Annotated in this window: 9 protein-coding genes; 3 read left to right on the top strand and 6 right to left on the bottom strand. The window is 68.8% G+C overall.

Going from position 1 to position 12,717, the window contains the following annotated elements; all coding sequences use genetic code 11:
* Positions 1-102: 102 nt before the first annotated feature.
* Together J3A72_RS22285 and J3A72_RS22290 are read right to left on the bottom strand one after the other, a co-directional pair.
* On the bottom strand, positions 103-891 hold the full coding sequence (locus J3A72_RS22285) for a class III extradiol ring-cleavage dioxygenase (RefSeq protein WP_075076152.1): 789 nt from the start codon (positions 889-891) through the stop codon (positions 103-105).
* A 31-nt stretch (positions 892-922) separates the two neighbouring features.
* Positions 923-1,333, bottom strand: a complete 411-nt coding sequence (locus J3A72_RS22290; RefSeq protein ID WP_046428617.1) for a DoxX family protein — start codon at positions 1,331-1,333, stop codon at positions 923-925.
* 96 nt (positions 1,334-1,429) lie between these two features.
* Between J3A72_RS22290 and J3A72_RS22295 the strand changes: the two genes are divergently transcribed.
* Positions 1,430-2,311, top strand: coding sequence for a LysR family transcriptional regulator (locus J3A72_RS22295; protein ID WP_049441354.1), 882 nt, complete (start codon positions 1,430-1,432; stop codon positions 2,309-2,311).
* Between the two features lie 456 nt (positions 2,312-2,767).
* Here J3A72_RS22295 and J3A72_RS22300 read toward each other — a convergent pair whose 3' ends face one another.
* Positions 2,768-5,830 (bottom strand): EAL domain-containing protein, encoded by a 3,063-nt coding sequence (locus J3A72_RS22300; protein ID WP_075076153.1) that lies wholly within the window; start codon positions 5,828-5,830, stop codon positions 2,768-2,770.
* 176 nt (positions 5,831-6,006) lie between these two features.
* On the opposite strand from J3A72_RS22300, the gene J3A72_RS22305 reads away from it, so the two are divergent.
* Positions 6,007-8,118 carry a M13 family metallopeptidase gene (locus J3A72_RS22305; protein ID WP_032959257.1) on the top strand — a complete coding sequence of 704 codons (2,112 nt, stop codon included), beginning with the start codon at positions 6,007-6,009 and terminating at the stop codon, positions 8,116-8,118.
* A gap of 243 nt (positions 8,119-8,361) precedes the next feature.
* Here J3A72_RS22305 and J3A72_RS22310 read toward each other — a convergent pair whose 3' ends face one another.
* Together J3A72_RS22310 and J3A72_RS22315 are read right to left on the bottom strand one after the other, a co-directional pair.
* Positions 8,362-9,534 (bottom strand): MFS transporter, encoded by a 1,173-nt coding sequence (locus J3A72_RS22310; protein ID WP_075076154.1) that lies wholly within the window; start codon positions 9,532-9,534, stop codon positions 8,362-8,364.
* The gene (locus J3A72_RS22315) at positions 9,531-10,745 is read right to left on the bottom strand and encodes an MFS transporter (RefSeq protein WP_075076164.1); all 1,215 of its coding nucleotides are present in this window, start codon (positions 10,743-10,745) and stop codon (positions 9,531-9,533) included. The genes J3A72_RS22310 and J3A72_RS22315 overlap by 4 nt, the downstream gene beginning before the upstream one ends.
* A 133-nt stretch (positions 10,746-10,878) precedes the next feature.
* Between J3A72_RS22315 and J3A72_RS22320 the strand changes: the two genes are divergently transcribed.
* Complete coding sequence (locus J3A72_RS22320) at positions 10,879-11,466, top strand: TetR family transcriptional regulator (protein ID WP_014645786.1); 588 nt, start codon at positions 10,879-10,881, stop codon at positions 11,464-11,466.
* Positions 11,467-11,543: 77 nt separating this feature from the next.
* Here J3A72_RS22320 and J3A72_RS22325 read toward each other — a convergent pair whose 3' ends face one another.
* A complete protein-coding gene (locus J3A72_RS22325) occupies positions 11,544-12,470 on the bottom strand; it encodes an oxygenase MpaB family protein (RefSeq protein ID WP_075076155.1) in 927 nt (308 codons plus the stop codon).
* Positions 12,471-12,717 lie beyond the last annotated feature (247 nt).

The following is a 12,717-nucleotide window of genomic DNA, read 5'->3' on the forward strand; positions in this document are numbered from 1 at the left end:
CGGCGCGTGGGGAGGCACGAGGGCCAGCGCCGGAAACCCGGAAAAAACTACCACATGCGGCCCTGACCGCGACGGCCGGGGCCGCCGCGCGTCAGCCCCGGCTCATGCCCCGTCGAACCGGTACAGATCCATGGCCAGGAAGCCGGCATCGATGCCGGCGTCGATGCGGCGTGCGCCGAAACCGCCCTCGCCGGCCGCTCCCATCGCGAAGAACAGCGGCAGCAGGTGCTCGTCGGTCGGGTGCGCACGCTCGGCGAACGGGGCCTGCCGGCGGTAATCGAACAGCGCCTGGCGGTCATCAGCGGCCAGCCGCTGCTCCACCCACTCGATGAAGGGCCGCACGTATGGCGCTTCCTTGCCGTCCTGGTAGTCGCCCCAGTCGTGCAGGTTGTGGGTGATGCTGCCCGAGCCGACCAGCAGCACGCCTTGTTCGCGCAGTGGTGCCAGCGCGCGGCCCAGCGCGAACTGATGCTCGGGGCCGAGCAGCGGCTGGATCGACACCGGCACCACCGGGATGTCGGCCTGCGGGAACAACAGCCGCAGCGGTACCCACGCGCCGTGGTCGAGGCCACGCTGCGGGTCGATGGCCACTGGCAGGCCTGCGGCGGCGATGCGGCCGGCCACTTCTTCGGCCAGTGCCGGATCACCCGGCGCCGGGTATTGCAGTTCGAACAGCGCGCGCGGGAAGCCACCAAAGTCGTGGATCGTCGGCGGCTGCGGATGTGCGCCGACCAGCGGCTGCCGGCCCAGCCAGTGCGCCGAGGCCGTCACGATGGCGCGCGGCGGCGGCAGGTCGCGCGCCAGCTCGGCCAGGCGCACACCGACCTGGCCCGGATGCAGGGCGGTCATCGGCGAACCATGGGAGATGTACAGCGAAGGCAGGCGGGACATGGAATTCTCCAGTTGCAGGATCAGGCGGCGATCAGCGCGAACGCAGGGTCCACTTGCCATCGCCGACCAGGAACAGCACCACCAGCGCCAGCGCCCAGAACGCCGGGTATTCCCAGCCGCCGCCGGCATTGGCGAAACCGAAGCCGTTGGCGCCGTGCACGGTGACGATGGTGCCCAGCAGCAGCGGCACGCCGACCAGGCCCACCCAGCGCGCATAGATGCCCAGCAGGAGCGCGACAGTGATCACCAGCTCGACGCCGAGGGTGAGGTAGCCGAGCACGCCGGGCAGGCCCAGCGACTCGAAGAATGCTGCCGTGCCGGCCGGGGTGAATACCAGCAGCTTGGTCAGCGCATGGACCAGGAACAGCACGCCCAGGGCCAGGCGCAGCAGGGTGGCGCCATACGGGGCCAGCGGCGAAACAGGAGCGGTCGTGGCGTGCATCGGAAAGCACCTTGAAGGGAGTGGGCTCAGGTTATTGCGCCTTCACAGGCCGATAAATACGATCGATTGACCGTATTTATTTCAGAAGGCGCAACAATGGACACCCTTGAGGCGATGCGCGTGTTCGTGGCGGTGGTCGAGCGCAACGGCTTCAGCGCCGCCGCCCAGGCCCTGGACATGTCCACCGCCGGCGTTACCCGCCAGGTCGCCGCACTGGAAAAGCGCCTGTCCACCCGCCTGCTCCATCGCACCACGCGGCGGGTCAGCCCCACCAGCACCGGCGCCGCCTACTACGCCCAATGCGTGCGCCTGCTGGCCGAGTTCGACGCGCTGGAGGCCAGCATCGGCGCGCAGGCGCTGGAGCCCTCCGGCATGCTGCGCATCAATGCACCGGTCAGTTGGGGCATCGCCCGCCTCGGTCCACTGCTGGCCAGTTACCGCGAACGCTTTCCGCAGGTGGAACTGGACCTGGCCCTGTCCGACCGCCTGGTGGACATGGTCGAGGAAGGCTACGACGTGGCCATCCGCATCACCCGCGAGCCGGGCCCCACCCTGATCGCCCGCCGCCTGGGCGAATCGCGGGTGAGCCTGTGCGCCGCGCCGGCCTACTTGGCCGCACGCGGCGCCCCGCAGACCCCGCAGGACCTGCAGGCGCACGCGTGCCTGGGCTACAGCTACTGGGCCGCCGGTGACCACTGGCCGCTGCAGGGGCCGGGCGGCGAAGTGAAAGTAGCGGTGAACAGCCTGCTGCACGCCAACAACGGCGACGTGCTGCGTGAAGCGGCGATCGCCGGCATGGGCGTCATCCTGCAGCCCGACTTCCTGCTGGAAGACGCGCTGGCCGATGGCCGCCTGGTGCGCGTACTGCCGGAATGGGAGGCCTCGCCGATCGGCATCTTCGCGGTCTATACCAGCCGCAGCCACCTGGCACCGAAGGTGCGCAGTTTCATCGACCATCTGGTGGACGCCGGGGTGTAGCCGAGTCTGGCGCTTGCCGGTAGTGCCGGCCGCCGGCCGGCAATCAGACACATCCCGGTCTTGGGCGAATGCCGGCCAGCGGCCGGCACTACCGTCATGCTTCGGTCGGGTGTGCCGGCCGCCGGCCGGCACATACGAACCCCCGTCATGCTTCGGTCGGGTAGTGCCGGCCGCTGGCCGGCACATACGAAACCCCGTCATGCTTCGGTCGGGTAGTGCCGGCCGCTGGCCGGCACATACGAAGCCCCGTCGTGCTTCGGTCGGGTGTGCCGGCCGCCGGCCGGCACATACGAACCCCCGTCATGCTTCGGTCGGGTAGTGTCGGCCGCTGGCCGGCACATACGAAACCCCGTCATGCTTCGGTCGGGTAGTGCCGGCCGCTGGCCGGCACATACGAAGCCCCGTCGTGCTTCGGTCGGGTAGTGCCGGCCGCTGGCCGGCACATACGAAACCCGATCAGGCGGGAACCTCATCCAGCGCGTCGATGATCTGTTCCAGCGGCGCCGGCCGCCCCAACAGGTAGCCCTGCACCTGGTCACAGCCATGCGCAGCCAGCCAGTCCAGCTGCCCCGGCGTCTCCACGCCTTCAGCGATGATGGTCAGGCCCATGCTGTGGCCCAGCGACAGCAGCGCGCGGCAGATCGAGGCATTGCGTGGATTGGTTTCCACGTCGGCGACGAAGCTGCGGTCGATCTTCAGGATGTCCAGCGGCAGGTGCTGCAGGTAGGACATGCTGGAATAGCCGGTGCCGAAATCATCCAGCGACACGCGGATGCCCTGCTCGTGCAGGCGCTGCATGGTCTGCATCGCCTGTGCCGGCTTGCGCATCAGGCTGCTCTCGGTCAGCTCCACGTGCAGCGCGCCACGGGCCAGGCCGAAATCCTGCTGGGCACGGGTGAATTCGGCCACCAGGTCGCTGTTGAAGAACTGAACCGCCGACACGTTGACCGCGATCGGCAACTCACCCCACCCGGCCTCGACCAGACGGCGCTGCGCCTTCGCCGCCGCGCGGATCACCCAGCGGCCCAGTGCCAGGATCAACCCGGTGTCCTCGCACAGCTGGATGAACTCGTTGGGCGGGATGAAGCTGCCATCGGCCTGCGGCCAGCGCAGCAGTGCCTCCAGCGCTGCCGGGCTGCCATCGCCGGCATGCCGGATCGGCTGGAAATACAGCTGGAATTCGTTGTCGATGGCGGCATGGATGCGCCCGGCCAGGCGCAGGCGGTCGGCCAGGCGCGTGGTCACGGCCGCGTCGAACCAGACCACCACGTTGCCCTCGGCGCGCGCCGCATGCGCGGCCTGCGCGGCCATGCCGATCACCTGCTCGGCCGTGTGCCCGTCACCAGCGATGTGCACGGCCACGCCGATGCGCGGCTCGAACTGGTGCAGCGAGTCCTTGCCGCGCATCGGCGCCGACACGATCTGCAGCAGGTCGTCCAGCACGCGCTGGGTATCGTGCTCGGCACCGATGGCGAAGACGAAATCCTCGGCCGGCTGGAACGCCAGCGTGCCACAGCGTGCGCCCAGGCCCCCGAGCCGGGTCGCCATCGACTGCAGCACCGCATCGCCGATCTCGCGGCCCAGCGTATCGGCCACCAGCTGCAGCCCGCGCAGCTGCACGAAGGCGATGGTGTAGCCCTCCTCCTGCTCGTCCAGCTGTTCGGTCAGGGCGCGCACATTGAGCAGGCCGGTGGCCGGGTTGTGCCGTGCCTGATAGGCCAGGTCGCGCTCGTAGGCCAGCCGCTCGCTGACATCCTCGGCCAGCACCAGGCACGCGGGCTGCCCGTCGAAGTCGAGCTTGGACAGGTGTGCGCGCACCTCGAACACACTGCCGTCCTTGCGCCGGTGCAGGCGGACGGTCGCGTCGGGGGGATCGCCCACCTGCGCCCGCTGGATGGCACCACGCACTTCGTCCCAGCCTTCGCGCGGGCGGATGTCGAGGATGCTCATCGCCAGGAACTCGTCGCGGCTGTAGCCGTACTGGCGCACTGCAGCGTCGTTGACCTCGATGAAGCGCAGCGTATCCGGGTCGAACACCCAGAACGGTGCCGGATTGCGGTCGAACAGCAGGCGGAAGCGGCGTTCCACTTCGCTCATCTGCTCGCGCGCCTGATAGCGTTCGCTCAGGTCGGTCAGCGCACCGATCATGCGCCGCTCGCTGTCGGCCACTTCCACCCGCTGCCCGCGCGCGCCGACCCAGCGCACCTCGCCCCCGGGCAGCACCAGGCGGAACACCTGGTTGAGCACAGCGCTGCCGGCGAAGGCCTGGTCAAAGGCCTGCTGCAGGCGCCCGGCATCATCGCGATGCACGCGCGCGAAGAAATCCGCGACCGGCAAGGCGTCGGTCTGTACCCCAAAGATCTCGCGGGCCAGCGGCGACCAGCGCAGCAGCGCGGCGTCCTCATCCACGTACCAGGTGCAGACACGCCCGACCTGGTGCGCCAGGCGCAGCTCGGCGTGCCCCGTCTTCAGTTCCTCGGCCATCGCCTGCTGGCTGCGGGTGCTGCGGCGCACGGCGTACAGCAGTACCAGCAACACCGCGATGTAGGCCAGTACGATCGCCACCGACGCCTTCAGGTACGGCCACCACGGTGCGAGTACATCTTCGTCGGCCAGGCCGACCTGCACCGCCAGCGGGCTGCGTTCGAGCGTGCTGATGGTGAGGATGCGCGGCACGCCGTCGACAACGCCGGGCATGCTGCCCAGCTCGACCACTGCCTGCGTGCCGAGCAGGTCCCGGCGCGGCAGGTCGTAGCGGCGGCCCACCGTGCCATGCGGATCGGGTACGCGGGCCAGCATGTAGCCCTGGGCATCGCTGATCGAGACCAATCCGTTGGGACCGACATCCAGGCCGCCGACGATGCGCTGCAGTTCGCCACAGCGCAGCCGTGCCAGAAGCCAGCGCCCATCGGCCATCGGCAGCGCCAGCGGGACCACCCAGCCCCCGTCGCTGGCGCGCTGTGGTGGGCCGATGTACAGCGCGCTGCCCGAGCCGCGCCGTTGCGGATCGGTCCACAACGGCAACTGCAGGTCGCCCTTGCCGGCCGTCAATGCGCGGCCATAGCTGTCGAGCACCACGATGCTGTGCAGTTCGGCGTGCCGGCGCAGCACGCCGCCGATGGAGGCATCCAGCAAGGCCGGCGCCTGTGCCGGCACGCTGCGGAACAGTTCCGCGGCGTCGGCGGCGATGCCGGTCATGGCCCGCTCCAGGTTGCGCAGCTCCAGCGCCAGCAGGCGCTCGCTGCCCACCGCCAGCGCGCGGCTCTGCCGCTGCGCCGCTTCCAGGCGGCGGTGGTGGTCGTTGACCAGCATGAGGGCCAGACCGGTCACCAGCAGTACGCCCAGCAGCACACCGCCCCAGGTGATGGCGCGCAGCGGCCGGGCCAACGCCCGTTTCAGCGCGGGCATCGGTTGATGTTCCTTGTGCAGTCGGCTGGCTTCATGCGCGAACGAATCCTCCACGTCCCCGACCTCAACGGCCGGCGGACGCCATTCTTGACGCCTGACCCCATCCTGCATGGCCACCTCCCCGTGTCCGCGCAGGGCTCGAGGGTCCAGCATGCACCACCCCGGTGACGGCGTGAAGATCGCATCCGCACGTTCAGCCAGATCCTGCACAGGGCGGGCCCCGCAGGGGGGCGGCCAGTGGCGCCGGAGCGGATTAGACTTGGGGTTTTCCGCTGCAAGAGAAGTCCATGTCCAAGCTGCGCCGTCCCACCCTGGCGCTGGCCATTGTTGCCAGCCTGTCCCTGGCCGCCTGTGACCGCCCGGCCGACCCGGCCGTCGGTGCCACCGCGCCGGCCGATGCCGCCCCCGCTGCGGCCAAGCCGATGCTGGGCAGTTTCGGCTTCGATGCCAGCGGCATGGACCGCAGCATCGCCGCCGGCGACGACTTCTTCGGCTTCGCCAACGGCACCTGGGTGAAGAACACCGAGATTCCGGCCGACCGCTCGCGCTTCGGCAGCTTCAATGTCATTGCCGAGAAGACCCTGGCCGACACCCGCGCCATCCTGGAAGGGGCCGCCGGCAACACCCAGGCCAGCGGCGACGACAAGCTGATCGGCGACTACTACGCCGCCTACATGGACGAAGCCGGCATCGAGCAGCACGGTCTGGCGCCGGTGCAGCCGCAGCTGAAGGCCATCGATGCGATCGCCGACAAGGCCGGGCTGGCCCGCGCACTCGGCGGCGACCTGCGCGCCGACGTCGACCTGCTCAACGCCACCAACTTCTACACCGACCGCCTGTTCGGCCTGTGGGTGTCGGTGGACATGCTGCAGCCGGATCGCACCGCGCCGTACCTGGTGCAGGGCGGCCTGGGCATGCCCGACCGCGATTTCTACCTGGGCGATGGCCGCATGGCCGAACTGCGCAAGCAGTACCAGGCCTACATCGCACAGATGCTGCAGCTGGCCGGCGTCGCCGACCCGGCCGGCAAGGCGCAGCGCATCCTCGCGCTGGAAACGAAGATCGCGCAGGCGCATGCCACCCAGGAAGAAACCAACGACGTGACCAAGGGCGCCAACCCCTGGACCCAGGCCGACTTCAATGCGAAGGCGCCGGGCCTGGACTGGAACGCCTTCCTCGATGCGGCCGCGCTGGGCAACCAGCAGGACTTCATCGTGTGGCAGCCCAAGGCCGTGGCCGGCCTGTCCAGGCTGGTCGCCACCGAGCCGCTGGACGCCTGGAAGGACTACCTGGCGTTCCACGCGCTGGACCGTGCCGCCGCCTACCTGCCGAAGAAGTTCGCCGATGCCCGGTTCGCCTTCCATGGCACCGCGCTGAGCGGCACGCCGCAGCAGAGCGACCGCTGGAAGCGCGCGGTGGACGATGCCAACCATGCCGTCGGCGAAGCGATCGGCAAGCGCTACGTCGAAAAGCACTTCGACGCCAGGACCAAGGAGCGTGCGGACGAGATGGCGAAGAACATCATCGCCGCTTTTGCCAAGCGCATCGACGCGCTGTCGTGGATGTCGCCGCAGACCAAGGCGCATGCCAAGGCCAAGGTCACGGGCCTGACCGTGGGCATGGGCTATCCGGAGAAGTGGCGCGACTACACCGGCCTGGAGATCCGCCGTGATGACCCGCTGGGCAATGCACAGCGCGCCGAGCTGTTCGAGTACCAGCGCAACATCGCCAAGCTGGGCAAGCCGGTCGACCACAGCGAGTGGGCGATGCTGCCGCAGACCATCAATGCGATGAACGTGCCGCTGGAGAACCGCCTGGTGTTCCCGGCCGCGATCCTGCAGCCGCCGTTCTTCGACGGCGCTGCCGATGACGCGGTGAACTACGGTGCGATCGGTGCGGTGATCGGCCACGAGATCAGCCACGGCTTCGACAACGCCGGCGCGCTGTTCGACGAGACCGGCAAGCTGCACAACTGGTGGACCGCCGAGGACCTGAAGCAGTTCAACGCCGCCGGTGATGCGCTGGCCGCGCAGTTCAGCAGCTACGAGCCGTTCCCCGGCGTGCACGTGAACGGCAAGCTGACCCTGGGCGAGAACATCGCCGACGTGGCTGGCCTGGGTACCGCCTACGATGCCTACCAGCTGTCGCTGCAGGGCAAGCCGGGCCAGACCCTGGAAGGCTTCAGCCCGGACCAGCGCTTCTTCCTCGGCTTCGCCCAGGCGTGGCGCAGCAAGAGCCGCGAGCAGGCGCTGCGCAATTCGCTGCTGACCGATGTGCATGCCCCGGGCCAGTTCCGCGCGCTGACCGTGCGCAACATCGACGCCTGGTACCCGGCGTTCGAAGTGAAGGAAGGCCAGAAGCTGTACCTGGCCCCGGACAAGCGGGTCAAGGTGTGGTGATGTAACCGGAACGGGCGCCGCAAGGCGCCCGTTTCATTTCCGGGTAGCGGCCAACCTTCGTCGGCGCATGCCTCGTTCTGGCGGATGCCAGCCTTGGTCGGCACATACTCCGCTCTGGTGGGTGCCAACCTTGGTCGGCACATACTTCGCTCTGGTGGGTGCCGACCTTGGTCGGCACATACTCCGCTCTGGTGGGTGCCGACCTTGGTCGGCACGGGGTAGGAATCCACGCATGGCGTGGATCTACCTGCGGGTGATGGCAGCCATCAGCAGGGCACTCCCAGCCAACACCGCCGCAGCCCACAGATTCGCATGCAGGCCCACGCCATCCAGCAGGCGGCCACCACCCCACGCACCCATTGCGATGCCGATGTTGAATACCGCCACATACAACGCGGTGGCGATCTCCACGGCCTGCGGCACCGCCTTCATCATCCAGCTCATCAGGCCCACCGATACACCGCCATAGGCCAGACCCCGCAGCAGCAGCACCGCAATACCTGCGGAGGGCGTATTTCCCACCCACAGGAACAGCAGAGGCGTCAGCAGCAGGCCCGAGGCTATCGCCAGCAGCATGCCCAGTGGATGGCGCGCAGCCAGCGGCCCGGCGATGAAGTTGCCGGCGATGCCAGCCAGGCCGTACCCAAACAGCAGTGCACCTATCCACGACGCATCCACGCCCGATACGGACGTCAGCAGCGGCCGCACGTACGTGAAGGCGATGAAGTGCCCGGACACCAGCAGCCCGGTCAGCCACAGGCCACGCCGCAGGTTGCGCTGACCAAGCTGCTGCACGAACTGACGCGGCCGCACCGATGTGCTGACCGGCAACGCGGGAACCACCCGCAGATGCAGCAGCATCACCGCCGCACTGAACAACGTCATCGCCACGAACGCGCTGCGCCAGCCCAATGCATCCCCGATCAGCGCGCCCAACGGAACGCCGAGCACCGAAGCTGCGGCCACGCCTCCGAAGATGATCGAGGTGGCCAGACCGATGCGCTGCGCAGGTACCAGGCGCGCTGCCAGCCCACCGGCAATGGTCCAGATGCCGCCCATGCAGAACCCCACCAGCACACGCGCGGCCAACAGCCAGCCGATGCCAGGTGCCAGCGCCGACGCAAGGTTGGCGACCAGCAGCAGGCCCAACAGCGCACACAGGATGCGGCGACGATCGATGCCACCGGCTGCGATCACCGCAAGCGGGGCGAACACTGCCGCCAGCAGGGCGGGCAGTGAGATCATCAGGCCGGCGGTGCCGGTGGACGCGCCGAGATCTTCGGCGATGGGAGTCAGCAGGCCGACCGGCAGCATTTCGGTGGTGACCACCGAGAACGTGGCTAGGCCGACGGCGGAGACCGCCCACCACGGATGGCGGGGCACAGACGCGGCATGCGCAGGCGATGAAGCGCTCACGGGATGATTCCTTCAGGAGATGTGGACGCGGCAGACGGGCGCAGCGCACGTTGCACGAGCAAGGCGAACAGCAGCACGCCACCGCCTGCCGCCAGCGCAACCACAAAACCGCTGCGCACGCCCGCCGCATCGACGCTCTGTCCAGACAGCGCCGCGCCCAGCGCCACGCCGATGTTGAGGCCGGCCAGCAGCCACGTCATGCCTTCGGTCAGGCGTGCTTCGGGCACGCGTTGTTCAACCAGCGACATCGCCACGATCATCGTCGGCGCGAAGAACACCCCGGCCAGCAGTACCGCAGCGGCCAGTGCCGGCAGACTGCCGACCCACAGCAGCGGCAACGTGGTCAATGCGGTGGCCGCTGCTCCGGCCAGCAACAGGCGCGGCAGCGGCATCGGCAGCTTCAGGGCACCAAACAGCAGCCCCGCCGCGCAGCTGCCCAGCGCGTAGGCCGACAGCACCCAGCTGGCAGCTAGTGGCTGTCCGCGCAGCTCGGCCAATGCCACGCTGGTGATGTCGACGGTGCCGACGATCACGCCCATCGCCAGCATCAGCAACGCCAGCAGGCGGATCTCCGGTTGCCGCAGCAGCGAGTGCGAGGATGCTGCACCTTCGTAGTGCTGTATCGGCGGCTCGGTGCCCCGCTGCAGCACCAGTGCGGCGACGCCGGCCACCAGCAGCAGGGCGGCCGCCAGTACGCCAGCCTGTGGCCATACCGCCACCGACAATCCGACGGACAACGGTGGCCCGGCGATGAAGGTCACCTCGTCGAACACGGTCTCCAGCGAATACGCGGTCTGCAGCTGTGGTCGTCCGCGATGGGTCGCGGTCCAGCGCGCTCGCACCATCGCCGACACGCTGGGCATGCAGCCGGCCAGCATCGCCGCAACGAACAGCGTCCAGTCCGGCGCGGCCAGCAGCGTGCACGCGAGCAGCAACAGCAGACCGGCCGCACTGGCCGCAGTGGCCCATGGCAGTACCCTGCCCTGCCCGCGCCGGTCGACCCAGCGCGACACCTGCGGCGACAGCAACGCATAGGTCAGCACGAAGGTGGCCGACACCGCACCGGCCAGTGCATAGCTGCCGCGCAGCTGGGACAGCAAGGTAATGATGCCGATACCGGTCATCGGCAGCGGCAGGCGTGCCAGCAGCCCGGCCAGGGCGAGGCCGGCGGTGCCGGGGGTCGCGAACAGGTCGCGATAGGGGGTGGCCATCAGGTTCTCCAAGGCAGCGACTTGCCTGGCGCACGGGGCGCCATGACAATACATACAGGGCGTATGAATAAGAGGCTACATTCATACGCGTCGTATGTAAATAATCATGCACTGCGTATGTAAGGAGCTCTGAATGGTTCGCCGCACCCGCGCCGAGATGGAAGAAACCCGCGCCACCCTCCTGGCCACCGCCCGCCGGGTGTTCAGCGAGCATGGCTATGCCGCCACCTCGATGGACGACCTGACCGCCCAGGCCGGGCTGACCCGCGGCGCGCTGTACCACCACTTCGGCGACAAGAAGGGTCTGCTGGCAGCTGTCGTCGCCCAGCTCGATGCCGAGACCGACCAGCGCCTGCAGGCGATCAGTGATGCCGCCGACGATGCCTGGGAGGGCTTCGTGCAGCGTTGCCGCGCGTACCTGGAGATGGCGCTGGAACCGGAGATCCAGCGCATCGTGCTGCGCGACGCGCGCGCGGTGCTCGGTGGCGCCTCACCGGAATCGCAGCGCCACTGCGTGCATTCGATGCAGCACCTGATCGAACATCTGGTTGCCCAGGGCGTGGTGGCACCGGTGAATGCGCAGGCGCTGGCGTCGCTGATCTATGGCAGCCTGGCCGAGGCCGCGTTCTGGATCGCCGAGGGCGAGGATGGCGACGTGCGCCTGCGGCAGGCGACGGCGGCGCTGGAGATGCTGTTGCGCGGGTTGAAGTCGGCGGGGTAAGGCCCATCCACGCATGGCGTGGATCTACTGCGGCTCCTACTGCACCGCGCGCAACGCGTGCCAACCAAGGTTGGCACCTACCGGGGAACGCTGGGCCACTCGCGCAGCACCGACACCGGCACGCCCATGCGCGCACAGGCGCGGCTGGCCAGGCCATCGGGCAACGCACGGCGGAACAGCGGCGCCATGCCCTGCATCAGCTTCGCCGACGCGGCGGCCTGCGCGCGCTGACGGCCACTGCGTTCAAGCATGCCTTCGGCCCAGTCCGGCAGCAGTGCCGCGCCTGCACCCAGGAACACTTCGCGCGACAGCCCCGGCACCGGTACCGGCAGGCGCACGCCGGACAGCACCTCCAGCACCTCGCGCGAGCGCTCGTCGACGCGCAGCTCCGGCTGCCGCGCACAGAAGTACGCCGCCACTTCCGCTTCGCTGCGCGGCACGTCCACCGCACCCAGTGCCTCGGCCACGCAGCGGTACTCATCGTAGTAACGGTCGGCGATGTGTGCCGGCACCTCCCGTCCGTACCGGCGGAAGCCCTGAAGGAACCCGAACGCCTCGGTCACATGCACCCAGGTCAGCAGCTGCGGATCATCGGCGGCGTAGGGTTCGCCCTGTGCGGTCTGGCCGCGGATCCGTGCATGGATGCGGCGCACCCTGGCCACCAGCGCCTCCACCTCGCCGGTGGGCGCATAGCTGGTACCGGCAACGAACGCGGTGGTGCGACGCAGGCGCCCCACCAGGTCCTGGCGGAAATTGGAGTGATCGTAGACCCCGGCCAGCGCGCGCGGATGCAGGGTCTGCAGCATCAGCGCGCACAGGCCACCGGCCAGCATCGAGGGGAACTCGGCGTGCAGGCGCCAGGTCACGCTGTCGGGTCCAAACCAACCCGGGTCACCCAGCGGCTGGTCGTAATCGATGCCGCTCTGGCCACGGGGGAAGGCCTCCAGCACCCAGCGCCGGATCGGCGCGGTGACGGGGCGGGAGAGCTGCAGCAGAGCCGGCATCACAGGTCCAAGAAAGACGGAAGAACAGTCGCATCTTGCGCGGTTGGCTCCGATTCTCGGCGATCACGACCGCGGCGGCGAGTCTTCGTACTCAGCCACGGTTTCATGTGCGGCCGCAGCACATTTCACCCTGCGACATCCTGTCGCAGGCAGCGCCCTCGATGCTGCGATGCAACAACATTCACCGATTCAGGGAAAGCCCTTGCGCAGCTTGGCATTGCGCCCATTGCACGGCTCGCTGGAAATG

This window comes from Stenotrophomonas sp. PvP093, assembly GCF_017876915.1.
Taxonomy (GTDB): domain Bacteria; phylum Pseudomonadota; class Gammaproteobacteria; order Xanthomonadales; family Xanthomonadaceae; genus Stenotrophomonas; species Stenotrophomonas muris.